Below are 24,025 nucleotides of genomic sequence, written 5' to 3'. Positions count from 1 at the left end.
CTGGTGGCTCGGCGGCGCCTGTCGTGCGAAGCAGTGCACGTCACAGCGCCCGTGCGGCACGCGTGCGCGGGTTAATGTTGGAGCGTGGGCAACGACATCTCCTTCCCGCGCCAACAGGCGCGCACCCAGCGGTTCACCGTCGGCGCACCGAGGACATTCGCGGTGTCAGCGGACGGCGCACGTGTCTTCTTCCTGCGCCCGGCCACGGCCACAAGCCGTGCGAACGGGCTCTGGGAGCTGAACACGACCACCGGCGTCGAACGGCTGCTCGCCGACCCGGCGACGCTGCTGTCCGATCCGGAGGATCTGCCTGCGGAGGAGAAGGCACGCCGCGAGCGCACGCGTGAGTCCGGTGCGGGCATCGTCGGTTACGCGCTCTCCCGGGACGCCTCGGTGGCTTCGTTCGCGCTGTCGGGCCGCCTGTTCGTGGCCGACCTGGTGAGCGGTACCGCCCGTGAGCTGCCGACCCGGGGTGGCGTCGTCGACCCGCGCGTGGACCCGACGGGGCGGCGTGTGGCGTACGTCACGAACGGCACGCTGCGCGTGGTCGAGCTGAGCTCGGGTGAGGACTATGCCGTCGCCGAGCCGGACGGCGAGGACGTGACGTTCGGCCTCGCCGAGTTCATCGCGGCCGAGGAGATGTCGCGCTACCGCGGCTACTGGTGGGAGCCGAACGGCGACCGCCTCATCGCCGCGCGCGTGAACAACGCCCCGGTGCAGCGCTGGTACATCGCCGACCCGGCGAACCCCGGCACCGCCGCCACCGAGATCGCCTACCCGGCGGCGGGTACGGCCAACGCCACGGTGTCGCTGCACGTGGTGTCGCTCGACACGACGTTCGTCCCGGTGCTGCTGGAGTTCGACTACCTCAACGACGTGCACTGGTCGTCCGGTGGCGCCCCGCTGATCACGACGCAGACCCGCGACCAGCGCACCCGCCGGATCTACACGCTGTCCCCGGAGACCGGCGCTGTCACGGAGCTCGCGGTCGAGACCGATCCGACGTGGCTCGAGGTCAGCGACGGCGCTCCGGCGTGGACTCCGGACGGCCGTCTCGTGCGGATCGTGGGGGAGGGCGACGAGTACGCGCTCCGCGTGGGCGACGAGGTCCTGACCTCGGGACTCCAGGTGCGCCGGGTGCTCGACATCGCCGATGACTCGATCCTCGTGGCCGCCTCCGCCGCTGACGACCCGACGCAGGTGCACGTCTACTCGGTCGGCGGCAGCGTTGAGAAACTGTCCTCTGAGGACGGTGTGCACTCCGCGATTCGGGGCGGTGACACGGTTGTCCTCGTGTCGGCCACTTTGGACTGGTTCGGCGCACGGGCGCGCGTCGGTGACCACATCATCGAGTCGTGGGCGGACACGCCGGTTCTCAAGGCGTCCCCGCGCATGCTGACCCTCGGCGAACGTTCCATCCGCGCCGCGCTCCTGCTGCCCACCGGCCACGTCCCGGGCACCAAGCTCCCGGTGCTGATGGACCCGTACGGCGGCCCGCACGCCCAGCGCGTCGTGTCGGCCCAGAACGCCTTCCTGGCCTCGCAGTGGCTGGCGGACCAGGGTTTCGCGGTCCTCGTCGCCGACGGCCGCGGCACCCCGGGCCGGGGCCTCGCCTGGGAACGCGCGATCGCGTTCGACTTCGCCGGCGCCACTTTGGAAGACCAGGTGGACGCCCTGCAAGCGGCCGCCGCGCTCGAACCGGACCTCGACCTCACCCGAGTGGCGATCCGTGGCTGGTCCTACGGCGGCTACCTGAGCGCCCTGGCCGTCCTGCGCCGCCCGGACGTCTTCCATGCGGGCATCGCCGGTGCCCCGGTGACCGACTGGCGCCTCTACGACACCCACTACACCGAGCGCTACCTGGGCCACCCGGACGACAGGCCCGAGGTCTACGACTCGAACTCCCTCATCGCCGACGCGGACAAGCTCTCCCGTCCATTGATGATCATCCACGGCTTGGCCGACGACAACGTGGTGGCCGCGCACACGCTGCGCCTGTCCAGCGCCCTGCTCGCCGCCGGCCGCCCGCACACCGTGCTGCCGCTCTCGGGCGTCACGCACATGACCCCGCAGGAACAGGTGGCGGAGAACCTCCTGCTGCTGCAGGTCGAGTTCCTCAAGCAGTCGCTCGCCTGACCGCCATAAGAAAGGGGCGCTTCCCGCAACGGGAAGCGCCCCTTTCGAAAGCCTGCGATCAGGCCAGCGACTGCCGTACCCGGTAGGGCGGGATGCTGTTGCCCAGCAGCGCCAGGTCGTCGATCGACTCCGGCTGGTACCCGGCCGTCTTCAGCCGCTCGACCATCAGCGCCGTCGGGTCCTCGACGACGTCCGCGCGGCCGAACAGGTAGGCCCACTCGTGCTCGTCCGAGCCGTAGTAGGCGACGGTGTCGAACACCTCGTTGAACCGCTGCCAGGAGCGGATCAGCGTGGTGTTGCGCCACATCGTCTGGCAACCGGACTGGTTGACGACGACGCCGCCGGGACGCAGCAGGGCCTTGCACATGCGCAGGAAGTCCGCGCCGTACAGGCGGTTGTGCTGCGCCTCCTCCTCGCGCTCGTCGGGCAGGTCCACCAGCACGATGTCGTACTTCTCCGACGTCGTGCGGATGTACTCGAACCCGTCGATGTACTGCACGCGGATGGGGCCGGAACCCTTCTCCGCCTCGGCCAGCTCCTCGGACGTGTAGCCGTACGGCAGGTGCTCCGCGCACAGCTTGACGGCCTGCTCGTCGATGTCGATGTGGTCGACGACCGTCGCACCGTGCTGGACGGCCATCTGGCACACGACGCCCTCGGAGGAGCCGATGACCAGCACGCGCTCGACGGTGTCGGCCAGCAACAGCGCCGGCACCATCAGGGCCTCGTGGTAGGTCAGCTGGCTGAACTCCGTCGACTGGCGGTCGTCGTCGCAGAAGAGCGACAACCCCTGCGCCGTACGGGCGATCACCAGGTGCTGGAAGTCGGTCTTGGTGTCGACCAGCACCTCGTCCACCTGCCAGTGGCGGGTCATGCCATCGGCGAGCGGCTCGTTGATCGTGTTCACGCGACATGCTCCTTGACGCCACGAGTGACGAGGTCCGTGCTCACGTGAGCAGCGCCCAGAGCGTCAGCGAGTAGCTGGACGGCCAGTGCGGGTTTCGCACGCGTACCGCAGGTGAACACGTCGACGAACACCGAACCCACTTCGGGATAGGTATGGATCGACGCATGGGATTCCGACAGCAGGGCCAGCACGGTGACTCCTTGGGGATCGAACTTCTTGGAGATCACCTCCAGCACGGTTGCGTCGGCCTGCGTGAGAACCTCACCAAGGGCGTGCTTCAGGAACTGCTCGTCGTCGAGCAGATCGGCACTCACACCCGAGAGCTCTGCAAGTACGTGCTGTCCCGCGAACAAACCGACGGTCTCCTCGGTCTGACAGGGCGCTTCGGACATCAATCACTCCAAACTATGTGAATTGCAGACGGGCTTAGATGCAGTACGTGGCCAACGGCGGGAAGCCGTTGAAGCACACGGACGAATAGGAGGAGGTGTAGGCACCCGCGTGGAGGATGTCCACGTGGTCGCCCGCCTGCAGGTCGAGCGGCAGGTCGTAGCGGGTGTGCTGGTAGATCACGTCGTCCGCGTCGCACGTCGGGCCCGCCAGCACGATCGGGCCCACCGGGCCACCGTCGCGCGAGGTCCGCAGCCGGTACGCGATCGCCTCGCCCTCGGTCTCGGCGAGGCCCTGGTAGCGGCCGATGTCGACGTACACCCAGCGGCGTTCGTCCGAATAGGACTTCCGCGACACCAGCACGACGGAGGAACGGATCATGCCGGCCTCGGCGGAGATCGCCCGGCCGGGCTCGATCATCACCCTGGGGCGGGCGGCGCCGAAGTGCCGGGCGACCGAAGCCTCGATGGCGGTGGCGAAGGCCTCCAGGGACGGCGTGGCCTCCTGGTAGACGGCCGGAAGCCCGCCACCGAGGTTCACCGTCGACGTCTCGATGCCCTCCGCGCGCAGCTTCGCGGCGATCAGCGCCGCGTCGGCGATGCCGGAGTCCCAGCCCTCGACGGAGAGCTGCTGCGAGCCGGCGTGGAACGCGACACCGAGAGGAACGAGGCCCAGTTCGTGCGCCAGCCGCAAGAGATCCGTCGCCATCTCCGGATCGCAACCGAACTTGTTGCCGAACGGGTACGTGGAACCCTTGCTGTGGACAAGAATCCGCACCAGCACGGACGAACCGGGCGCGTGGGAAGCGACGAAACGGACGTCCTGCTCGCTGTCCGACACGAACATCCGCACGCCACGCGAGTACGCGTACGCGATGTCAGCGGCCTTCTTGATGGGGTTGCTGTAGGAGATCGACGACGGCTCGGCGCCGCGCGCCAGGCACAGGTCGATCTCGGCGGGCGACGCCACGTCGAAGTGCGACCCCTCCGCGACCAGCGTGCCGACCACGTCGGACTCCGGGTTCGACTTCACCGCGTAGAAGATGTCGATGGACGGCAGTGCCGCGCGAATGGCCTGGTAGCGCGCGCGAATCGTCTCGAGGTCGATCACCAGACATGGTGTCGATGGGTTCTCCTGGTCCAGGAAACGCCGAATACGAGCCTCTGCCTCGTTGCGCCGATCAACGGCGAAGCTCTCGGTCATTTCCCCAGGAGTCCCCCTTCATCCGCCTCGCGTTCCGTACGCGGGCACGGCCGTGCACTCTACGGCCTGGACACCCGAAATGCGCAAGCCAGTCCAGGCGAGTGTGATTTACCCAGCAGAACGCAGCTCGATCATCGTGATGTCCGGAGGCGCGCCCACGCGCACCGGCGGACCCCAGAAACCCGCGCCACGACTGGTGTAGAGCCAGGTGCCGTCCACCTTCGACAGCCCGGCCGTGCTGGGTTGCTGCAGCGGCACAACGAAGTTGAACGGGAACATCTGTCCGCCGTGTGTATGACCGGACAACTGGAGGTCGACGCCGCGTGAAGACGCGTCGCCCACCTGCACGGGCTGGTGTGACAACAGGACTACGGGGTTGTTCCGATCACGTCCCGACAGGGCGCGGTCGAAGTCCGGCCCGTCGTTGTAGGACCTGCCGGTCACGTCGTTCACCCCCACGACCTCGATGCCGCCGGCGACCGTCAAACCCTCGTTGCGCAACGGGTTCACGCCGAGCCTGTCGAGCTCCGCGATCCACTGTTCGTGTCCGGAGAAGTACTCGTGGTTGCCCGTCACGAAGAAGCTGCCGTGCTTGGACACCAGGTCCCGCAACGGTGCCGCGGCCTCGCCGAGCTCGGCGACGGTGCCGTCCACCAGGTCGCCGACGATCGCGACGATGTCCGCTTCCTGCTCGTTGATCATCCGCACGATCCGCTCGGTGTGCGAACGCCCGAGCAGCGGCCCGAGGTGGATGTCGCTCACGACCGCGATCCGGAAACCCGACAGCGACGGCCGCAGCTTGTCCAGCGTCACCGGCACGTTCAGCAACTGCGGGTCGCCCAGTGCCTGCGTCATGCCGTAGCCGACGACCCCGCCCGCCGCGATGCCGGATCCGATCGCCACGGAGCGCGAGATGAACAGCCGCCGCGACGGGTCCGGCACGATCTCGACCGGTTCGGCGGGCGCGGGACCGGCGGCGACGGGCACCGGCGCGAGCGTGGCGCGCTTGAGCAGGATCCGGCGCGGCACCTCCGCGATGCCGAGCGCGATCGCCAGGTAGAAGAGCACCGCGAGCCAGACGAACCCGGGCCACGCGAAGAACTTCCCGTACTCCGGCGGCACCCTGCGCGTCACGACCAGCGCGCTCATCAGCATCAGGAACGCACCGATGACCGCCACCGCGCCGACGCGACGCCCGAGCGTGCGGGGCCGCGTCGTGTCCACGACCAGCCGCCGCCACAGGTACAAATGGCCCAAGGCGACGGGGACGCCGAGGAGCAAAAGGAAAATCACGACATCAGTATGCGTTTCGAGAACTCCATGCAACCCGCCAGGCCCCAGGTGGCGTGACTAACCCGGCACCGCAGACAGGGGGAGACCTGATGAGTGATCGGGACGCCGCGTTCCAGGAGTACTTCGCGGCCCGTTCCGACGCCATGCGCGGCACGGCATACCTGCTGTGCGGCGACTGGCATCGCGCGGAAGACCTGGTGCAACAGGCCTTCACCAAGCTGTACCTGGCTTGGAGACGGGTCGAGCGGCACGAGGCGCTGGACGCCTACACCAGGCAGATCCTGGTGCGGACGTTCCTGTCCGAGCGACGGCGCGGGTGGTTCCGGTTCGAGTCGGCGACAGACGACGTGGCGGACGCGGCCGCGCCGCCCGGCGGCTACCCCGAGGAACGGATGGTGTTGCTGGAGGCGCTGGCGAAGGTGCCTCCGAAACAGCGTGCGTGCCTCGTTCTGCGGTACTGGGAGGACATGTCCGTCGAGAAGACGGCCGTCGTCCTCAAATGTTCGGAAGGAACCGTGAAGAGCCAGGCCGCGCGGGGGCTGCAGACGCTGCGCGGCCTGCTCTCAGAGCAGGAGAGGGTTCGATGAACGAACAGGACCTCAAACGAGCTTTTCAGGACGTGGTGGTGGCGAGCAGCCCGCCTCCCTCGATGGATCCGGGCATCGCGCTCGGCAGGGCGCACAAGGCCCGTTCCAAGCGGCGGGCGTCCATCACGGGGGCCGCGGTCGCCGTGCTCGTGGTCGGTGTCGGGCTCGGGTCGGCGTTCGCGCTGAACCCGCAGGGAACGACGAACTACCTGGTCGGAGCGGGGCAGAGCAGCAGCTCCAACCCCGGAATGCCCGGCTCGCAGTGGGGCGAGAAGTGGCCGGTCGGGCAGTCCGACCGGACGGCCACCAACGGTCCGCAGGCCGACCGCGGCGTGCAGCTGCTGAACGCGCTCATGGCATCCGCCCAGGCCGGCGGGTTCGAGACGCCCAAGCTGAAGTACCAGGCGCCGGAGTACCAGAACGGCGAGATGCAGCGCACCCGGGCGCAGATCTCGACCAACAAGGGCCAGACGCCGGAGGTCTGGGTCTACACGGCACACGTGCCGGTCCAGAAGAACGGCAAGGTCGGCATGATGCTCGCCGAGGTCTCGATGCCGAGGCCGTCGGATCCGGCCGAGCCGTGTGCACTGGCCAAGCGGTTCTGGGGCATGAGCGAGGCGACGTGCAAGGTGCGCGACGTCAACGGCGTGCAGGTCGGCGACGCTTCCAGTCAGGAGGAGGGTCGCGTGATGCAGTGGATGTCCTACAAGGCCCCCAACGGCTGGACGGTGAACATCGCCCAGAACGCGAGCTACGAGGGAAGCGGCTACCCCGGGCTCGACGGCAACCCGTTCCTGGCCAGCGAGCTCGCGACCATGGCCACGGACGCGAAGTTCCTTCTCGGGAGCTGAGCAGGTGAACACGAGGGCGGTCACGTTCTGTGGCCGCCCTCTCTCGTTGGTTCTTTCGGGTGTTTTGCCAGGTAGAGTGCCGTCCTGCAATGCGGACTCTGCTCATCGACAACTACGACTCGTTCACGTTCAACCTCTTCCAGCACCTCGCTGAGGTGAACGGTGCCGAGCCCGTGGTCGTCCACAACGACGACCCGCGCTTCCGGCTGGCCTCACTGCGGTCGTTCGACCACGTGGTGATCTCGCCAGGACCCGGCCGGCCCGGCAATCCCGCCGACTTCGGCATCTGCCGCGCGGTGATCGACCACGCCGAGATCCCGTTGCTGGGCGTGTGTCTGGGACATCAGGGGTTGTGCCTGTCGTACGGCGCTGTCGTAGGGCCCGCGCCCGTGCCACGCCACGGGATCATCTCTCCGGTCACGCACACGGGCGTCGACGTGTTCGCGGGGCTGCCCTCGCCGTTCGACGTCGTGCGGTACCACTCGCTGGCGGTCACGGAGCTGCCTTCCTCGCTGGAGGCGATCGCGTGGAGCGACGACTCGGTGCTGATGGGCGTGCGCGCTCTCGACCGGCCCGCGTGGGGTGTGCAGTTCCACCCCGAGTCGATCTGCACGGACTTCGGCCGCGAGATGCTCGCGAACTTCGCCGCGCTCACCCCGACGAGGACGGCCGCGGTGCCGGAACCGGTACTGGTTCGCCCCACGCCTCAGAAACGCCCTGTGCACGTCCGGAAGCTCGCCGTGGCCGTGAACGCGGAGGAGGCGTTCGCGGCACTCCACCGGGCTTCTGAGACGGCGTTCTGGCTGGACAGCGGGCCGGGCGGGCGATTCTCCTTCATGGGGGACGCCTCGGGGCCTCTCGCGCGCATCGCGCAGTACTCGGTGCAGGACCAGGTGCTCACGCTCGACGGCACACCGCGCCCCTGCCCTTCTTTCTTCTCCTGGCTGGACGACGACCTCGCGTCGTGGAGCGTCGAGCAACCCGATGTTCCGTTCGATTTCGCCCTGGGCTGGGTCGGATACCTCGGCTACGAGCTGAAGGTGGAGTGCGGCGGCGACTTCGCACACCGCGCGGAACAGCCGGACGCGTCGTTCGTCTTCACGGACCGTGCCGTGGTCATCGATCACGCCGATGATTGCGTCTATTTGCTGTCGTTGTCCGATGACGGCTGGTTCGACGAGGTTTCGGCTGTTCTGGCCCAGTTGACACCAATGGCCGAACCTTCACGTCCGGTCGTCTCCGACGTGACGTTGCGCCATCCGCGCGCGCACTACCTGAAGCTGATCAGCGCGTGTCAGGAAGCGATCACGGCCGGGGAGACGTACGAGGCGTGTCTGACGAACATGATGTCGTGGCGAGCCTCGCTCGACCCGTGGGACACATATCGGCTGCTTCGCGCCGCTAATCCCGTTCCGTTCGGCGCGTTGCTGCGTTTCGGTGACCTCTCCGTGCTCAGCACGTCACCCGAACGATTTATCAAGGTGGACCGAGATGGCGTCGTGGAGTCATCGCCGATCAAGGGGACACGGCCCCGAGGCGTTGATGCGGCCGACGACGAGATGTTGCGCACAACCCTGGCGCGATCGGTCAAGGACCGCGCGGAGAACCTGATGATCGTGGACCTCGTCCGCAACGATCTCGGCATGTGCGCGGAAGTGGGTTCCGTCGAGGTGACGCGGTTGTTCGAGGTCGAGACCTACGCGACCGTACACCAATTGGTGAGCACCGTGCGGGCTCGACTTCGGCCGGACAGTTCTGCTGTCCGATGTGTTCGAGCCGCGTTTCCCGGAGGATCCATGACGGGTGCGCCGAAGATCCGGACCATGCAGATCCTTGATGGGCTGGAAGCCGGTCCACGTGGGGTGTACTCGGGAGCGCTCGGATACTTCTCGCTCAACGGAGCAGCCGACTTCAGCATCGTCATCCGAACGCTGGTCAGCAACGGCGACCGGGTGAGTTTCGGTGTGGGCGGAGCGGTGATCTCACTGTCCGACCCTGACGAGGAATTCGAGGAGACAGCGGTCAAGGCCACTGCTGTGTCACGCCTGTTCGGAGCACACTTTCCAGGCCGTTGATCCTGCGTTCCGGGGATAGTGTGAACGAACCGGTATGTGATGGGTCTATGCGGTTAACACGTCGGCCGGCGAACCGGCCGACGTGTGGAAACCTCGCGTGTTCGCGCAGGTCAGGAGGCGTGCGCTTCCTGGAACTGCACGACCAGGTTCTGCGGAATGCGACCGCGGTCCGAGATCTGGTGCCCCTGCGCGCGAGCCCAGTCACGAATGCGCTGCGCCTCAGCCTTGTCGGTGGCCTTGACCGTGGACTTGCCGGTGCCCTTGCGCTGCTTGCGGCCACCCGCACGACGAGCCTTGCCGACGAAGTCCGCCAGCGACTCGCGAAGCCGCTCCGCATTTCCCTTCGACAGGTCGATGGCGTACTCGACACCGTCAAGTGCGAAGGTCACGGTCTCGTCGGCTTCTCCGCCGTCGAGGTCGTCGATGAGTTGGACGACGGTCTGCTGTGCCACTGTTCCTCCGTTGGGTACTCACATAGCACGCGGATCCTCGACGTAACCACGTGCTTCGACAACACCGTAGTACACACGAGGAAAAACGGCGAACCTTTCGCCGCTAAAATGTGACCCCAACCCCCCGGTCGGGGCATTTACCCGGTAAACCACACGGGTGTTATGGGTCCAAAATGTGCTGCTAGTCGTCTCACTTCGACCCGTTGCTGGGCTTGCCGGACGCTTCCTCATTCCCGCTGACGGAGCAGTGCCGGACATATCGCACCCCCATCCGGTGCAGGTATCCTCGACATACCCGCCAGGGGTAGGGAAGGTCAGGGGCCGATGCACGGGTACACCGCGGACAAGGACGCATACCTCAAGCGACTGCGCCGCATCGAGGGACAGATCCGTGGTCTCCAGCGCATGGTCGAGAACGACGAATACTGCATCGACGTCCTCACCCAGATCTCCGCCGCCACGAAGGCGCTGCAAGCGGTGTCCCTGGGACTGCTCGACGAGCACCTCAAGCATTGTGTCGCGCAGGCGGCCGCGGAAGGCGGCCTCGTGGCCGAGGAGAAGCTGGCAGAGGCGTCGGCGGCCATCGGCAGGCTCGTCAAGTCGTAGGGGTCCCACAAGAAACTCGCTGGGATGATCCGCTACAGTTCATCCCAGCTACGCCCCCGTAGCCCAATCGGCAGAGGCAGCGGACTCAAAATCCGTCCAGTGTGCGTTCGAGTCGCACCGGGGGCACGTACAACGTCCACACAGGAGCCCGTGACCATGCTGGTCTCGGGTTTCTGTGCGTCTTGGGACATTTCGTCGATCCTTTCCGCAGCTCCGGCGATGGCGGTGAGCCGGTCGGCCGGCATTGATGGTCAGAGTCACGTAGTTGCTGTCCGGGTGTAGCCGGATGGTCAGCTGGGTGGTGTCGAACAGCTTCCGCAGCAGCTTCTCGGGTGCCTTGGCCAGGTCGATCCGCAGCTGCGGGAGGGCGTCGATCAGGTTGACGTCCTCTTCGCTGGGCTTGGTGGGCTCGGCATCGTCGATAGCGTCGAGTTCCGTGACGGCGGCCAAGGCAGCCTGTTTCTCGGTTTCGAGGTCGTTGTAGCTCTGGCGCAGTCCTCGGCTGAACGGGTCATCGGGATCGCCGCTCTGCGCCTGACGCAGGATGGTGTCCTGGCGGCGAGCGATATCGGCAATGCCGCGTTGCAGTCGCTCTCGCTGGGTCTGTCGTTCCTGGGTCTGCCGGTCGTCGACTGTGGCGAGTTCGGCGGCGAGGATCGCTCGGCGGTGTGGGCCGAAGACCCTGTCGGCGTAGAACGCGGCAATCGCGTCGAGCAGCTTGCTCTCGCGGATGTAGACCGTCTTGGCGTGGTTGGGGTAGTTGTCGGGGCGGCCGCGGTTGTTGTTGCGTGGCCAGCACAGGTAGTAGGCGCGCTCACCGCGTTGGCTGCCGAACATCCGGCGCCCGCAGGAGTCGAACACCATGCCGCGAAACACGTACGTACGGGTGGTCTCGGGATGGCTGTTCAACTCGTTGCCGTCGCGCGAGCCCCGCTTGACCTGCCTTCGAGCGTTGAGCTCGTCGAACATCCACTTCGGAATCAGCGGTTCATGCGCAGGCTCGGTGGACCACACCCACTTGACCGGATCGTTGATCTTGCCGCGTCGTGAGCGAGAGGCGCGGCGGTTGAACACCTGGTAGCCGGTGTACTTGGGATTGCGCAGGATCTCGTAGACGCTGGTCTTGCCCCAGGCCCCGCGTGCCCGGACCTTGCCGGGCGGCACGGGTGGCGGGTACTTGGCGGGGTCGGCATTCAGACGGTCGGCGATGGTGTCGTAGCCGAGACCTTCGTGATAGCGCCACGCGGCCATCTGCGTGACAGTCTCGCCCTGCAGGCCGTCGGGCTCGAGCCGTGTCTTGGTCTGACCCTTGACGGCTTTGGTGGGGTTGGGGTGGCGGTAGATCTTGGCCTTGTAGCCGTACGGCGGTTTGCCGATGTTCCAGCCTTCGCGTACGTGCGTGCACAGTCCACCCCAGGACTGTTCGAGGGTGTTGAGGACCTCGTACTCAGCCACTGACTGGTTGATCCGCCGCTGCAGAATTCGCTGCGCCCGACTCCCGGCCAGTGTGATCGGTTCGTTGGAGGCGAACAGCGGGACCTCGACTCGTTCCAACTCCCGTTCGATCGAGAGGCCCTCGAAGGTGCGGCGGGCGACTCGCGCGACGCTCTCGCAGATCACGACATCGAACCGGCGGCCTGGATGCGTGGCCTCGTCGAGCAGATCGGTGACGCCGCCGTCACGAGCGATCGGGATGTCGTAGCGCTCGTAGTTCTCACCACGGCCGCGTTGGTCGAGTTCCATACGGCCGGACTCGACGTCGTAGAAGTGCGTGACGATCACCCACGACTCAGGGATGGCCGCCTTGCAGTTTCCGAGCTGCCGCAACATGGACTGGCGCGGATCCTGCTGGTCGTCCGTGGACGTTCGAGCGAGGAAGGCGACTCGGACTTCGTTGCGCAGCAAGGCTGTCGGCATGCCGAGTGGCGAGACCGCGTAGTCCGACAACCCTGACGGCCCGGATGGCACGACAGCGAGCGCCGCGGGGAACCGTGCGGCCAATGCCGGTGCGGGCGGGTCTATTTCGGGGTTGTTCGGCGTGTTCATGCAGCCTCCCGTTCGTCGGGCTGTTCAGTGCGTTCCTGGGGCATAGCCCAGTCGAGAAGGTCGTGGATCACGGCGTTCAGCTCGCCGTGCAAACGATCGCCTTCGGCGCCACTCACGTAGCGCACGTGACCGGAGAAGGTCCAGTTCTTCGTGCGCTTTCCTGTCCCATCATACCGCCATACGGCCTGGTCAGGGATGTCATGGGGCGGGTTTTCGATGTCACCATCGGGTGCTTTTCGAGGCAGTGGAACAACAATCGCCTCGTCGTGCGGTTGGGGGTCCATCGTCGGCACCTCCAGATACCCGTGAGCACGCTCCTGGTGCGCGTGATGTCGCGGGCGGTTGTTCGGCAGGCCAGGTAGTGGCGTCGAACAGGAAAGCCAACTGGTGGGCCTCGACTCCCCGACTGCACTTCGGCACCCATCGGGGCCGGCGATCACCGGCTGTGTGGTTGCGCTCCGGACGTTGTTGCCCTTGGTACAGCGAGACAAGCGGCGAGACTGGCCGAGACCAGCGAGACTCGGTGTCTCGCTGCGGTCTCGGCGTCGTCTCGCTGTCTCGGTGCTGGTCTCGCCGAAGGCGAGACAGACGGGCGTTCGACGCGAGTCCGAAACATGTTGTGGGAAATGAGTTTCAGGCGGAACGAAGGTGGGAGTCTCGATCATCCTCCAACTGTTGCGTGCGGCGTGACATGAGGGTGGCGAGCGAGCGGCGGCGTCCATGCCCAGCTGGTAGCCAGAGCTCGTCCACGATGGATGGTGTGGCGGGCGTGATGCGGTGGTTCGGCGGGGCGAGTTGGTCGGTGGGCAAGGTCGCCACGGGCACAGGTGTCTTGTGCGGCCAGCGCTGTGCGAGGCCGATGTGGAAGTTGTGTTCGCGGCTCGTGCTGGGGAGCTGGAACAGGACAGGCTTGCGGATGCCGGCGTCGGCCAGTTCGGTGTACTTGCCGACTTTCTCCACCAGGGTCGCGATGGGTTCGGTTCCGGTGTCGTGTTCGTAGAAGAACGCGAGTGTGCCGTCGGCAGCGGTGTATTCACCGTAGGCATCAGGGCGGACGATGCCTGCGCAGGTTTCGGCGATCTCGTTTTCCGGCCACCATTCGTGCAGCGCGCACTCAGGGTGGTCTCGGGTGTGTCCAGCTAGGTTGGCGAAGAAGTCGTTGATGCCGAGCCGGTGTTCGGTGTGGGTGGAGTGCGCCAGCCGAAGCACGGTTTCGGTGACTGTGGCGGGCCGCGGCAGTGCGGCTCCGGTTGCAGCGGCGTGCACGACAGCGCCGACGGGGCCGAGGGTGTAGCGCCACTGCTGGGAGCCGGGCCAGATGTCGCGGCGGAAGCGGGCGAGCACGCCGCGTTCGTGGAGCACCGCGAGCCGGGAGCGGGCGTGGGAGTAGGAGCCGAACACCAGCCGCGCGAGCTGCAGTGCGGTGAGCACCCGATGCCTCGCCAGGTAGGAGATCACCTCGGCATCGCGGGCGGTGAGCCCGCGCGAGTGCGTGAGCATGTCGGCCCGGCTTGCCGGGCCGATCTCCACCCTTGGGGGTGTGTGCGGATGTATCGATGAATGTCGGGAGACGCGCACTGTTCCTCCACTTCTGCCGTGAGCTGCGGAAAGACCGGTGCCGGGGCGGTCAGTCAGTGGGCCAGTCATAGGTGACCTGTTGAGTGGCCGGTGGCTGGCCCGCTGAGTGGCCCGCTGACTGACTGGGCACCACAGTGCGAGTGGGATCGGCGCTCAGCCGGGCGGCGCGGGGCGCGGTGTCGACATGCCGGCGGCGGGTGGCGCGGGCGCGCTGCTCGGCGGTCAGGCCGGTCCGTTTGCGTGCCGCGGCCCGGAGTTGTTCAGCACGGCCACGAACAGGCGGCGGCAGCGGTTCCGTGGCGAGCGTGAAAGGTGGCACGTCGTGTCCGTGGTGGACGCTGCGGGCCAGGACCTCGAAGGCGGGACGGCGGGCGAGGTCACGTTCGTCGAAATAGGGTGCCACGTGCCGGACGAGTTTGGTCGCGTCATTCGGAGAGACGGTGAACAGGATTTTGTTGCGGGCGTTGGCATCCACCGCCTCCCGCACATCCGGAGGCAACTGGGCGAGGTGCTGGTGCGCCAGCACGAGCGAGAGGCGGTAGCCGCGTGCTTCGGCCAGCGCGTCGTCCACGCCGATCGGCATGTGCAGGAAGTTGTGGCACTCGTCGACCACGATCGTGGCGTCCCTGCGGTCTTCCGGCGCCAGGGCGGCGCGGCGCGTGGCGGCGGACCACAGCCCGGACAGCAGCAATGACCCGACGAGCTGGGCGGCATGCTCACCGATTTCGCCCTTGGGCAGCCGGGCGATCAGGATGCCGCCGTCGAGGATGTCGGCCAGGTTGATCGTGGAAGCCGCGGTGCCGAGCAGATCGCGGGCGAACCGGCGGGACAGCACCGACCGCAACCGTGACAGCACCGGCCCGGCAAGTTGGTTGCGCTGCCCCGCAGACAGGGCGTCGTAGCCCTCCCAGAACCCGTCCAGCCCTTCCGGTTCTCCGTGTTTCGCGAGGATGGCGCGGCGGAACTCCGGCCGCGTCAGCACCGGGATCACCTCGGCCAGCGTCGAACCTGGCCGCCGCACCAAGGTCAGGCAGGCGGCGCGGAGCACGTCGTCCATGCGTGGTCCCCACCAAGCGGCGTACAGGCGGCGGAACACACCGACCACGCTCTCAGCGGCCCACTCTCGCCCGGTCTCGCCGTCTCGCTGCAGCGTCTCGCGGTCTCGTTGGGCCGTCTCGGTGTCTCGTCCCGGCGTCTCGTCGCCGGGACGGCCGAGTGGGGCGAGCACGTTCCACGCCGACGGCGCCTCGGTCTCGGTGGGGTCGAGGATCACCAGCCGGTCCCCGCATGACGCAGGGAGCCGATCGAGCACGTGGCGGGCGAGATCTCCTTGGCAGTCCAGCAACACGACGCCGCGCCCGGCGTCGGCCTCGGCGAGCACGTGGTTGGCCAGCCAGGTGGACTTGCCCACCCCGGTCACGCCCTGCACGTGGATGTGGTGGCGGGCGTCGGCGACCCGCAGCCCGATCACGTCGGGAGGGCCGTCGTTGGCGACTCCCAACAGTTTCGGCGTCTGCCGGTTCGGGTGATCCGCGGGAAGGAGCCGCAGGCGCGTCGACCTGTGTCGACCTGCGGATGCTTCGTCGCGTTCAGGCTGCGGCATCTTGGCCTCCCTCGGGCTGTTCCGGCCGACGGCGGGGATGGAAACGGGGCAGGTCGCGGCGGGGCCGCCGGACACGGGCGGTGGCATCGGCGATGCCGTACTGCGCCGGCTGGTCGGGCAGATGCCACAGCGCGGCGGCCTCGTCGAGGGTGACCAGGAACCGGTCCTGGCGGCGTGCGGGCAGCCGCTGCACCAGCTGCCGCTCCGTGCGGTGGACAGGGCGAGTCGCCAGGATCGCCGCAGGGGCGGCGAGGTCGTAGCCGTTGACGAGCGTGTTCACCGCGCGCCGCCGCAGCCGTCGCGACACCGGAGAGCACACCGCCAGGCGCAGGGTCGCCTGCAGATGCGGGCCGTGTGCCTGCTTGGCCGCGATCGCCTTGCGGTACGCGGCCACCGCCGGATCCTCCGGCGTGCTGGTGGCCGCGGCAGTCTGGTGACTGGCGGCCGAGCCCTTGTCGAGGAATACGTCCGCGATAGCGAGGATGATCACGAACGGTGCTTTCAGGAAGCCGAGTGCGATCCGCGCCCACCACGGCCGGCTCCGGTCGCCACGGGGGCGGCCGGTGCGGGCCACGGACACGATGAGCTGCACGCACGCGCTGTCCGTCTCACCGCGGTCGGCCAGCGCGGCCAGCACGCTGTGCAGACCGTCCACCTCGGCAGCCTGTCGCCGCATGGCGCGGGAGGGGTCCAGCAGCGGCGCCCACGGGCCACCGCGTGGCAGCACGTGCGCGGCCGTCACCCGCCCCGCACTATCACGGTGCACCGTGGGCGGGGTGTTGGTGATGGTGGCGCGGGCACCGGGCCAGCATCGGCTGATCACCTCGGCAACCGACGATGCCGACAACGCCGGAGGCACCCACACTCCTGCACGCATTCCGGTGGCGTCGGCGACGAACTCCACGGCCAGATGCCGCGGGGCGAGTCCTCGGCGGGTGCGGGACAGCAGACCTGCCAGCGCTCGCCACAGTCCGCGCGCACCGTCGGCGGGCATGACCGCGGGTGGGGTGATCTCCACCCACGATGCCTGCTCAGCCGCCTCTGTACGGGCTCGCCGTACCGCCACGGCGAGCAGCGCGCCCACCGTCAAGGCCGCCGCCACCAGGACCAACAGCGGCCACCAGACTTGGATCGTGCGCCAGGCCCAGCCCGCGGCGTAGGACAACCACGCCCACAGGCTCGACGGATCGCACAGAAATGACCCCACCGGCGAGTCCACATCCGTGCACCCGTCCGATGTGGACGGGGCAGGGGCCGGCCCGGCTTGATGATCAATGATTCGTAGATCGCGTGATGACATGGCGTCTCCACCTCCACGGTGCGGGGGATGCGTCGTGTTCGCTGGGCAGCCGTTCGCGCGACGGTGCGCCGCGATGCAGAGAGCCCCGCACGGATTCGTGGCGCGGGCATGTCGCAGCGGCGCGGTGTCGGCGGACGAACACGAAAGATCAGGAGCGCAGCCAGATCCGGCAGGGACTCCACGGTCATCGAGGAGGGCCGGCTCCAGATAGCCGGGGCATGAACTCCTCTACCGCGCCTGGCGTCACGCCCGATCAGGCGTGACGCCGCATCCCTGCGCCTACCGTGGCGCTCCGCGCCACCGGGACACTCGACTCCAAGCGCCCCTACAGCGGGGGCCGCCCGGCCGGTCCATCGGCGAGGCCTACCTTGTGATCACTTGCCCTGTGCGATAAACTCCTCTCGGCGGAACCTGCACATCAAGCGATCCGAGCTAGGACCTTCCAGGGTAACCTGGGATCGGAGCAGTGTTCAATACCCCATTCGGGTGAATGATGGCGCAGCTGCCTGCGTCATGGGTATCGCACGCCGACCCATCGCATCGGCTCGTGTCGAGGCGGTCGAAGTCTCAGGGTCTGCGCTCAGCGGCACGGCGTCGACGATTCGGGGATTTGCCTCCAGTTAGCAGCCCGCCCAGTTCTTTGCGGCCCCTGCCTGATTCAAGCGCAAGGGCTGGTTCTGGCCGCTCGGGTGCGAGACTGGTCGAGGACGTTACGACTCAAAGGAGTTCGGCGTGGCCTCTGATGCCCTCGAAGGACCGGTCCCGGCGTCGAGCGGACGGGGCCAGTCGATCCTCGACCTGCTGGACAAGGCCATCGGCCTGCAAACACCGCTGATCCGCAAGAACATCGCCCGTGCCCGCCAGCGCAACCCAGAGGCGACACCGGCCGAGGTCATCCGCACCCTGGAGAAGATGTACGTCAGCGCCCTGGCGAGCACGGGGGCCGCGGTCGGGGCCACCGCGGCCGCACCTGCCGTCGGCACCGGGGTCGCGCTGGCGCTGTCGGCGGGCGAGTTCTTCACCTCGCTCGAACTGAGCACCCTGTTCGCGCTCTCAGTCGCCGAGGTCCACGGCGTCCAGATCGACGAGATCGAACGCCGCCGCACACTCGTCATGGGGATCCTGCTCGGCGAGTCCGGCTCCGCGACCATCGGCAAGGTCGCCGAGCGCACCGGCCAGCACTGGGCCCGCCAGCTCGTCGGCAAGGTGCCCATGTCGACCCTGAAACAGATCAACAAGGTCCTGGGCAGGCACTTCATCACCAAGTACGGCACCAAACAGGGGATCATCGTGCTCGGCCGGGTGGTCCCGTTCGGCATCGGCGCGATCATCGGCGGCGGCGCCAACGCCACCGTCGCCGCCCTGGCCGTCCGGGCCGCCCGGCGCGCGTTCGGCCCGGCACCGCAGTCATGGCCCGAGACAGGGCCGGAGCCCACACCGGAGTCCCCACGCGAGACACCGCCGGGAGTCGTCCCAGGGACCGTGCTGGAGCCTGAACCGGAGTCGAACCCGGGATCAAGACCGCTGACTGGCTGAGACCCCGTCCAGACCGGCAGGCTCCTGCCACCCGTGCTCGTAGCACCCAAGAGTGTTCACGCGCTGCTGGTGCTCTCGCGGGCGTACGTCGCCTGGCTGAATTGCCCCATGGCCACGTGGATGCGGGTCGCCTGCTCGGTGCCGAATCTGCCGATCCGTACGGCATCACCGTTCCGCGGCTGGACGATCAGTGCATGGCGACGCGTTAGCCGCACCTCCTGAATCTCAGCCCAGCTGAGGTTCGCTCCGCGCCACTCCAAGCCTTCGGGCGAGATCGCGATCATCGGCCCCCGCACCAGCCGCCATGCGACGTTGGCGATCACGAGTACGACCACCGCCCAGGACGCGATCGCTGCACCAGTGGCGACGTTGTCTTCCTGGAATGCCGACGAGGTGTACAGGAACGCTCCGACGCACCCGACGAGGAAGACGACGAACAACCACACGCGACGGTGCCCGCCAAAGACACGAACCGTGCGATCGGGTTCTGTTGGGGTGTCAGGACGTTGATAGCGCACCGGCTTGCGCCGGGACTTCCGCCGCTCGGGCAACAGCGGCCACGCCACCTTGATGTACACGTAAAACCACAGAAGACCGAACGGCAGGAGCAGGACCATGCCCCACCCCGCATAAGGGCGCTCCGGATACAGGTCGCCACGCCTGAACCCGGTACCCGCGACTTGCTTACCGATGAGCTCGGGGTTGAGAAACCCGCGCGCTGTCGCGGTCACGACGTTGCCATTGACCGTGTTCGTCACCGTGGCGCGGCACTCGTACACATAACCGAAGCCTCGCAGGGTGACCGGGCCGTGCCGGTCGCACGACGTGGCGACGATGATGTGGCTGGCTTCGCTCAGGTCCTCGGTCTCGACCTTGTTCCAAAAGTGGTTGAAGATCGTCGCGCCGAGCAGGTACCCGAGAACGGGGATGATCAGGAACGCAAAGATCCGGTGCAGGATGCGGACCGCTTTCATCCGCCGTTGGCCTCCTTGCGCTTCTCTTCCTGCTTCTCCTCTTCCTCTGCCCTCAGATCCCGCCACGTCCTCCAGCCGCCGCCGTCCTTGGCCTTGTCCTCCCAGTCGTTGAACTTGGTGGACTCCTTGGTCGCCTCGACTCCCAGCTTGGGCAGGAAGTCCGCGGGGGCGCTCTTGATGCCGTCGACCGCGACCGTCTTTGCCTCGCCGAGCGCGTCCTTGGCCATGCCGGTGAACGAGAAGTCGGCCATGCTTCGCCGGATGTCCGCGTCGATGCCCTTCTTGAGGACGTTGACGAAGTCGTCGCCGCTCTTGGAGAGCGCGGTCTTGGCGTTGACCAGGATGTCGTCGAGCTTCTTGAACAGCCCGCCGGCGTTGCTGAACGCCTTCGTGAGCTTGCGGCAAGCCTCCAGTGCCTTGTTCGCCCACTTGATCGCGGTCGGCACGCATTCGGCGATCGCTCCGGCGAGGCCCGCGCCGGCTGCCGCGACGGCGGGCGCCCACCGGATACAGATCGAGATCAGCTTGCCGATCGCCTCGGCGATGATGTCGCGGACGATGTCACGGACGACTTTGAGCACGATCTTGCAGGTTCGGACGAGGCTCGCGATGCCACCGGCGGCGGTGGCGACGCCGGCATAGGTGTCGGCGCGATCGGCGCCGAACAGCCGGTACTGGTCGCTGTCCTTGCCGGTCCATCCCGTGGTGTCGTTCTTGACCCAGTTCCTGAGGTCGTCGGAAGTGTCCTTCAGATAGCCGGAGACGGACTCCCACGTCTTCGCCATGCCGTCCAGGGCTTCCTGGTCTCCGACGAGCCAGTCGAGCGGCTCCTTCAGGAAGTCGACGTGTTCGATCAGCCAGCCGAAGCCCGCGCTGAGGAGTGCGGCCATCGGGTCGGCGAGCACACCTGCGACGCCTGCGACTGTCGCTCCTGCGTTGATCAGGCCCTCTGCCCAGTTGCCGCTCGAGAAGCCCTTCACCGTCTCGGTGGCGTCGTGGAGGATTCCCGCGCCCTCCGTGCTCGGCGTCGCCTCGCCGGTGTTCACGAGGAAGTTCTGGCCTGGCATGGGTGCCGGTCCCATGGTGGTCATTGGTCGTGCATCCCGTCGAAGATGTCGGACTGAGCCTGCTCGTGTTCCTCGATGTGCTTGCGCCACCCGTCGAATCGCCTGACGTGGTCGACCGCGGCGTCTGAGGCTTGGCGCATGGTGTCCATCGCCGCGTTCTGCGCGGCGGTGCAGAGGGCTGCGAGCGGGAAGCCGAGCTTGCCGAAAGCCTCCGGATTGGACACGGCCTGCCCTGCGCTCAGCGCGTAGTTCACCTGCTGGCCGACGTTGTTGAGCTTCATCCCGTGGGCCTGCATCTCGACCAAGTCGATTCGGTAGTTCATCGCAGGAACCCCTTGTTGCTGAAGTCATCGTCATCATCTTGCGGCGGCCGAGGCCGCTGCGAACGAGGCGGCACTGGTGGGGGAGGAGGCGGTGGCGTGTCGTCCTCGATAGCTCCGAGCCGAGGCTGACCGCCGCCGTACCCGCCACCGCCCGGCACGTACTGCGGCGGAGGTGGTGGCTGGGCGCTGCGCAGTTTGTCAACTATGAAGTGCATTGCCTCGGAGTCGCTGCCGAGCATTGGCGACATGGCCTCCTGGACCGTGGCGGCCACCCGGCTCTGCGCCGCCTGCAGCACACGCAGCACCTCCTGGGCGACGCTGTCGCCCTCCCTGCGCTGCAGCGAGTTACCAAGCTTCAAATCCACGAGGTTGCCGGCATCGTTGACCGTGACGACGATCTGGCCGTCCGCGCTGCGTTCCATGACGCGCAGGTTCGCCAAGCTTTCGCGTATCGCATCGCTTTTCCGCTGGGCCTCAGCCAGCTTGCCTTCGTACTGATTGAGGATCTGATCAGGGTCAGTCATCGGCCCACGTGGTCCTTCTCGTTGTGCGTTTCGTCCCAAGCCCGCCTGAGCGCTCTACTTTGGACAGTAACCGGAGGTGTGTTCTGAGCGCGTTGTGACGAAGTCATTCTCCGAGTACCGGAGGGGCGACGAGCGTTTCGTTGCCGAAGATCTCGTCTGGATCAGGCTCCAACAAGTAGGACGGAGTCGTCCGCTCGATGTCCTCGTCACCCTTGCCTTTGGCGCCGCCGGCTCCCATGCCGCCCATCGCGCCGCCAGCGGCACCGCCACGGCCGGTCGCTCCAGCTGAAGCAGCATTGCCGCGCCCGGTGGCGCTTTCGTTCCCAGGCAACACGCCGGCCGAGCCCCCAGGACCGAAACCCTTGGCGGCGTTGGGATTGCCGAGCGCCGTACTGCCTCCGGGCATTCGGCCACCGCCTACACCTCCACCACCGCTACGGCCGCCTGGTCCGCCGCCAGTCCGGCCCCCGGGACCGCCCTGGGTGTTTTTGGTGCCAGGCAACGGACCGCCGCCCAGGTTGATGTTGTTGCCGCCAAGCTGGCTGTTGTTGCCGCCTTGATTGCCCAGGTTGGGGCCGTTGCCGCCGAGATTGTTGTTGAGACCGCTGGTGTTCGTGGTGCCAGGGTTCTGTGTCGGCGGCGCCGTCCAGGACGTGTTGGTGGTGTCGTTGCTGACCTGCGGCGGTGGCGTGTTGCCCTGACCGGTGAAGCCTGGGTTCGGCGCGATCGGTGGCCTGCCAGGATCGACCGGATCCTTCGGCGGGGCAGGCGGTTCGGGCGCGAACGCTGGCTGAGCCGCAGCGGTCTGTGCCACCGTGCGGTCGTAGGTCTCCACCGCCCGCGCGGCCTGCTGGTGATCGGCCTGCTGTTGCTGGAACGCGGCCTTGTCCGCCGCCGCCTGCTGGACGAACTGAATCGGATCGGTGATCGACATCAACCGCTCCCGCGACGCCGCCGCGTCGTACGGCTGCGCGGGCGGTGGCGGCACGTTGTTCTTCGCGTCGCTCAATGCCCGCGACTGCTGAGTGAACAGAGTGCCCGCCAGCTGCGCGGCGGTGCCGGTCTCGCCGGCGCGGTTGCCCATGTTCGCCAAGGCTTGCCGGGCACCGTCACCGGCCTTGCCGGTCCAGTTCGTCTCGCTGTCCCCGATCGCGGAAGCGACGTCGTCGTTGAAGGTCGCCAGCTCGTTGCCGATCTGAGTCCAGATGTCGCCGATCTCGCCGATCGCACCGGGATCGACCCCGTTGTTGACCGATTCGTGCAGCTGCTGGTGAGGGATGCCGATGTAGTGCGCATCCGGCTGCGCGGGAGCAGAGCGAGTCAGTACCTGGCCCTTGAGCTGTGCGGCCTGTGCGTCCAGCATGTCGTCCACCTGGCCCGGCGCCTGCACCAGGCCAACGACCACGCCGATCAACGGGCCGTAGCGCACTTGCATCTCGGCGTTGACCTGCTCCTGCACCTGCTGGCCGGTCTGCACCTCCGAGTGCCGCTGCACGCCGTAGCGCGAGTGCACATCGGACGGTCTTCCTGGCGCTCCCTCGTTCATCCCCCGCACCCCTCTCTCAGCGACAGCCGCTACTGCAACTTCGGCTCAACCAGCTCAGCGACCTTCAACGCCAGCGGACAAGGATCGGTCGACGCACCCGCGTTCAGGACGACGTCAACCCGCGACGACGAATCGACTCCCAGATAGACGCCGCAACTACCAGTCGCGCCGAGTAGTTGCTTGGCTTGGTGACCACCAACCTTGATGTCCTTGATCTCGCCGCCGTTCGCCTGCACGCCCGACAACCCGACGTTCGTCCGAATCCCTACCGAGAAACTGCCGCGGTCCGGCGCGAACTGACATGTCCGCGATGATCCGACCTTTTCCGAGGTCGGTTCCTCAACAAGCGGTCCCACGACCTGCTCGGCTTCGCTCCGGGTGAGCAGGCTGCACGGGTCGGTGTCTGCCAGCGAGCCGCTCGCTTTGGTAGGAGTGGACGAGCTCGTGGAACTCGGGGTGTTCGTGTCCGAATTGGGCTTGGGATCACCACCGGTCGAGGCCGTACAGGCGGGGAGAGCGACCAGAGCGGCGAAAGCGAGGCTGGTCAGGACAATCCGAGAGTTCACGAGTTGATTCCCTGGTTGATCAAGCGGAGTAGGTGGGGCCACCGGCCCTCTTGATGCCTTGCTTGGCGTCCTCGTCGGTCGCCTGGTACGCGGCCATCGCCCGCTCGACGTCAGAGCGCATCCGTTCCAGATCCTTTTCCAGCTGCTTGGCAGCAGGCACAAAGCCCTGCACCGGGTCGGCAGCGATGCTGGCCAGGAACGGCTTGTACACCTGTGCGGCCGGAGTGGTCCCCAGCGGCGGCTCTTGGCCGAGAATTTCTGCCTTCTGGAGAGCTTTCGCCACGCCCCGCTGCATTTGGCCGATGGCCTTGATCAGAGCCTCACCGCCGGACTCGCTGACGCCGACGCCTGCCGCAACCGAGGCCGAGAAGCTGGCCGCCGAGTCGCTGATCCCCCGCATACCGGCGAAGAACGCCTCCGGCATGACCAATCCCCTCCCTAACGCTGCGTCGCCTTACGGTA

At 67.2% G+C, this 24,025-nt stretch carries 22 protein-coding genes, 1 tRNA gene and 1 pseudogene; 7 read left to right on the top strand and 17 right to left on the bottom strand.

Features of this window, described 5'->3' with window-relative positions; translation table 11 throughout:
* Positions 1-84: 84 nt before the first annotated feature.
* Positions 85-2,136, top strand: a complete 2,052-nt coding sequence (locus IG04_RS0113500; protein ID WP_030476959.1) for a S9 family peptidase — start codon at positions 85-87, stop codon at positions 2,134-2,136.
* Between the two features lie 58 nt (positions 2,137-2,194).
* On the opposite strand, the gene IG04_RS0113495 is transcribed toward IG04_RS0113500, so the two are convergent.
* The 4 genes from IG04_RS0113495 to IG04_RS0113480 all read right to left on the bottom strand — a co-directional run bounded on the left by IG04_RS0113495 (position 2,195) and on the right by IG04_RS0113480 (position 5,929).
* Positions 2,195-3,010: a spermidine synthase gene (locus tag IG04_RS0113495; RefSeq protein WP_051769855.1), complete on the bottom strand. Its 816-nt coding sequence runs from the start codon at positions 3,008-3,010 to the stop codon at positions 2,195-2,197.
* Between the two features lie 29 nt (positions 3,011-3,039).
* Entirely contained in the window at positions 3,040-3,435 is a 396-nt protein-coding gene (gene speD / locus IG04_RS0113490; protein WP_030476957.1) for an adenosylmethionine decarboxylase, read from the bottom strand.
* Positions 3,436-3,469: 34 nt separating this feature from the next.
* Positions 3,470-4,636, bottom strand: coding sequence for a type III PLP-dependent enzyme (locus IG04_RS0113485; RefSeq protein WP_030476956.1), 1,167 nt, complete (start codon positions 4,634-4,636; stop codon positions 3,470-3,472).
* Between the two features lie 108 nt (positions 4,637-4,744).
* The gene (locus IG04_RS0113480) at positions 4,745-5,929 is read right to left on the bottom strand and encodes a metallophosphoesterase (protein ID WP_338043528.1); all 1,185 of its coding nucleotides are present in this window, start codon (positions 5,927-5,929) and stop codon (positions 4,745-4,747) included.
* A gap of 89 nt (positions 5,930-6,018) precedes the next feature.
* On the opposite strand from IG04_RS0113480, the gene IG04_RS0113475 reads away from it, so the two are divergent.
* The 3 genes from IG04_RS0113475 (at position 6,019) to pabB (ending at position 9,442) form a co-directional block, all read left to right on the top strand.
* Positions 6,019-6,516 carry a SigE family RNA polymerase sigma factor gene (locus IG04_RS0113475; protein ID WP_030476954.1) on the top strand — a complete coding sequence of 166 codons (498 nt, stop codon included), beginning with the start codon at positions 6,019-6,021 and terminating at the stop codon, positions 6,514-6,516.
* Positions 6,513-7,367, top strand: a complete 855-nt coding sequence (locus tag IG04_RS0113470; protein WP_030476953.1) for a hypothetical protein — start codon at positions 6,513-6,515, stop codon at positions 7,365-7,367. Before IG04_RS0113475 ends, IG04_RS0113470 begins: the two co-directional genes overlap by 4 nt.
* An 89-nt stretch (positions 7,368-7,456) precedes the next feature.
* A complete protein-coding gene (gene pabB, locus IG04_RS0113465) occupies positions 7,457-9,442 on the top strand; it encodes an aminodeoxychorismate synthase component I (protein WP_030476952.1) in 1,986 nt (661 codons plus the stop codon).
* Between the two features lie 110 nt (positions 9,443-9,552).
* Here pabB and IG04_RS0113460 read toward each other — a convergent pair whose 3' ends face one another.
* Positions 9,553-9,894, bottom strand: coding sequence for a histone-like nucleoid-structuring protein Lsr2 (locus IG04_RS0113460; RefSeq protein WP_030476951.1), 342 nt, complete (start codon positions 9,892-9,894; stop codon positions 9,553-9,555).
* 324 nt (positions 9,895-10,218) lie between these two features.
* Here IG04_RS0113460 and IG04_RS0113455 point away from each other — a divergent pair, with 324 nt between their 5' ends.
* Together IG04_RS0113455 and IG04_RS0113450 are read left to right on the top strand one after the other, a co-directional pair.
* A complete protein-coding gene (locus IG04_RS0113455) occupies positions 10,219-10,500 on the top strand; it encodes a metal-sensitive transcriptional regulator (RefSeq protein ID WP_030476950.1) in 282 nt (93 codons plus the stop codon).
* Between the two features lie 52 nt (positions 10,501-10,552).
* Positions 10,553-10,626 (top strand) — tRNA-Leu (locus IG04_RS0113450).
* A gap of 630 nt (positions 10,627-11,256) precedes the next feature.
* On the opposite strand, the pseudogene IG04_RS48935 reads toward IG04_RS0113450, so the two are convergent.
* The 5 genes and pseudogenes from IG04_RS48935 to IG04_RS46445 all read right to left on the bottom strand — a co-directional run.
* Positions 11,257-11,751, bottom strand: a pseudogene (locus IG04_RS48935) (recombinase family protein); the annotation flags it as partial.
* 791 nt (positions 11,752-12,542) lie between these two features.
* Positions 12,543-12,830 carry a hypothetical protein gene (locus tag IG04_RS46450; protein WP_144065463.1) on the bottom strand — a complete coding sequence of 96 codons (288 nt, stop codon included), beginning with the start codon at positions 12,828-12,830 and terminating at the stop codon, positions 12,543-12,545.
* 349 nt (positions 12,831-13,179) lie between these two features.
* Complete coding sequence (locus IG04_RS0113430; RefSeq protein ID WP_051769815.1) at positions 13,180-14,076, bottom strand: replication-relaxation family protein; 897 nt, start codon at positions 14,074-14,076, stop codon at positions 13,180-13,182.
* 97 nt (positions 14,077-14,173) lie between these two features.
* Positions 14,174-15,727 carry a type IV secretory system conjugative DNA transfer family protein gene (locus IG04_RS0113425; protein WP_159460485.1) on the bottom strand — a complete coding sequence of 518 codons (1,554 nt, stop codon included), beginning with the start codon at positions 15,725-15,727 and terminating at the stop codon, positions 14,174-14,176.
* Positions 15,714-16,934 carry a hypothetical protein gene (locus IG04_RS46445; protein ID WP_144065461.1) on the bottom strand — a complete coding sequence of 407 codons (1,221 nt, stop codon included), beginning with the start codon at positions 16,932-16,934 and terminating at the stop codon, positions 15,714-15,716. Before IG04_RS46445 ends, IG04_RS0113425 begins: the two co-directional genes overlap by 14 nt.
* A gap of 825 nt (positions 16,935-17,759) precedes the next feature.
* Here IG04_RS46445 and IG04_RS0113415 point away from each other — a divergent pair.
* Positions 17,760-18,563, top strand: a complete 804-nt coding sequence (locus IG04_RS0113415) for a hypothetical protein (RefSeq protein ID WP_211257749.1) — start codon at positions 17,760-17,762, stop codon at positions 18,561-18,563.
* A 56-nt stretch (positions 18,564-18,619) separates the two neighbouring features.
* On the opposite strand, the gene IG04_RS0113410 is transcribed toward IG04_RS0113415, so the two are convergent.
* From IG04_RS0113410 to IG04_RS47150, 7 genes are all read right to left on the bottom strand, one after another.
* Positions 18,620-19,537 (bottom strand): DUF6346 domain-containing protein, encoded by a 918-nt coding sequence (locus IG04_RS0113410; RefSeq protein WP_030476944.1) that lies wholly within the window; start codon positions 19,535-19,537, stop codon positions 18,620-18,622.
* Complete coding sequence (locus IG04_RS0113405) at positions 19,534-20,628, bottom strand: WXG100-like domain-containing protein (protein WP_144065460.1); 1,095 nt, start codon at positions 20,626-20,628, stop codon at positions 19,534-19,536. The genes IG04_RS0113410 and IG04_RS0113405 overlap by 4 nt, the downstream gene beginning before the upstream one ends.
* Positions 20,625-20,927, bottom strand: coding sequence for a hypothetical protein (locus IG04_RS0113400; protein WP_030476942.1), 303 nt, complete (start codon positions 20,925-20,927; stop codon positions 20,625-20,627). The genes IG04_RS0113405 and IG04_RS0113400 overlap by 4 nt, the downstream gene beginning before the upstream one ends.
* A complete protein-coding gene (locus IG04_RS0113395) occupies positions 20,924-21,451 on the bottom strand; it encodes a YbaB/EbfC family nucleoid-associated protein (protein ID WP_030476941.1) in 528 nt (175 codons plus the stop codon). The genes IG04_RS0113400 and IG04_RS0113395 overlap by 4 nt, the downstream gene beginning before the upstream one ends.
* Positions 21,452-21,554: 103 nt before the next feature.
* Complete coding sequence (locus IG04_RS0113390; protein WP_144065459.1) at positions 21,555-22,928, bottom strand: hypothetical protein; 1,374 nt, start codon at positions 22,926-22,928, stop codon at positions 21,555-21,557.
* 98 nt (positions 22,929-23,026) lie between these two features.
* Entirely contained in the window at positions 23,027-23,563 is a 537-nt protein-coding gene (locus IG04_RS45190) for a DUF3558 domain-containing protein (protein WP_159460484.1), read from the bottom strand.
* 19 nt (positions 23,564-23,582) lie between these two features.
* Positions 23,583-23,987, bottom strand: coding sequence for a hypothetical protein (locus tag IG04_RS47150; RefSeq protein WP_030476938.1), 405 nt, complete (start codon positions 23,985-23,987; stop codon positions 23,583-23,585).
* Positions 23,988-24,025 lie beyond the last annotated feature (38 nt).

This window comes from Lentzea albidocapillata (genome assembly GCF_000719115.1).
Taxonomy (GTDB): Bacteria; Actinomycetota; Actinomycetes; order Mycobacteriales; family Pseudonocardiaceae; genus Lentzea; species Lentzea albidocapillata.
This window is presented reverse-complemented; position numbering and strand designations above follow the sequence as displayed.

Bases quoted from the DNA above. Each gene is read 5' to 3' on its own strand.
- IG04_RS0113495 (WP_051769855.1), bottom strand. From the start codon at position 3,010: ATGACCCGCCACTGGCAGGTGGACGAGGTGCTGGTCGACACCAAGACC.
- speD (WP_030476957.1), bottom strand. From the start codon at position 3,435: ATGTCCGAAGCGCCCTGTCAGACCGAGGAGACCGTCGGTTTGTTCGCG.
- IG04_RS0113485 (WP_030476956.1), bottom strand. From the start codon at position 4,636: ATGACCGAGAGCTTCGCCGTTGATCGGCGCAACGAGGCAGAGGCTCGT.
- IG04_RS0113475 (WP_030476954.1), top strand. From the start codon at position 6,019: ATGAGTGATCGGGACGCCGCGTTCCAGGAGTACTTCGCGGCCCGTTCC.
- IG04_RS0113470 (WP_030476953.1), top strand. From the start codon at position 6,513: ATGAACGAACAGGACCTCAAACGAGCTTTTCAGGACGTGGTGGTGGCG.
- pabB (WP_030476952.1), top strand. From the start codon at position 7,457: ATGCGGACTCTGCTCATCGACAACTACGACTCGTTCACGTTCAACCTC.
- IG04_RS0113455 (WP_030476950.1), top strand. From the start codon at position 10,219: ATGCACGGGTACACCGCGGACAAGGACGCATACCTCAAGCGACTGCGC.
- IG04_RS46450 (WP_144065463.1), bottom strand. From the start codon at position 12,830: ATGGACCCCCAACCGCACGACGAGGCGATTGTTGTTCCACTGCCTCGA.
- IG04_RS0113425 (WP_159460485.1), bottom strand. From the start codon at position 15,727: ATGCCGCAGCCTGAACGCGACGAAGCATCCGCAGGTCGACACAGGTCG.
- IG04_RS0113410 (WP_030476944.1), bottom strand. From the start codon at position 19,537: ATGAAAGCGGTCCGCATCCTGCACCGGATCTTTGCGTTCCTGATCATC.
- IG04_RS0113405 (WP_144065460.1), bottom strand. From the start codon at position 20,628: ATGACCACCATGGGACCGGCACCCATGCCAGGCCAGAACTTCCTCGTG.
- IG04_RS0113400 (WP_030476942.1), bottom strand. From the start codon at position 20,927: ATGAACTACCGAATCGACTTGGTCGAGATGCAGGCCCACGGGATGAAG.
- IG04_RS0113395 (WP_030476941.1), bottom strand. From the start codon at position 21,451: ATGACTGACCCTGATCAGATCCTCAATCAGTACGAAGGCAAGCTGGCT.
- IG04_RS47150 (WP_030476938.1), bottom strand. From the start codon at position 23,987: ATGCCGGAGGCGTTCTTCGCCGGTATGCGGGGGATCAGCGACTCGGCG.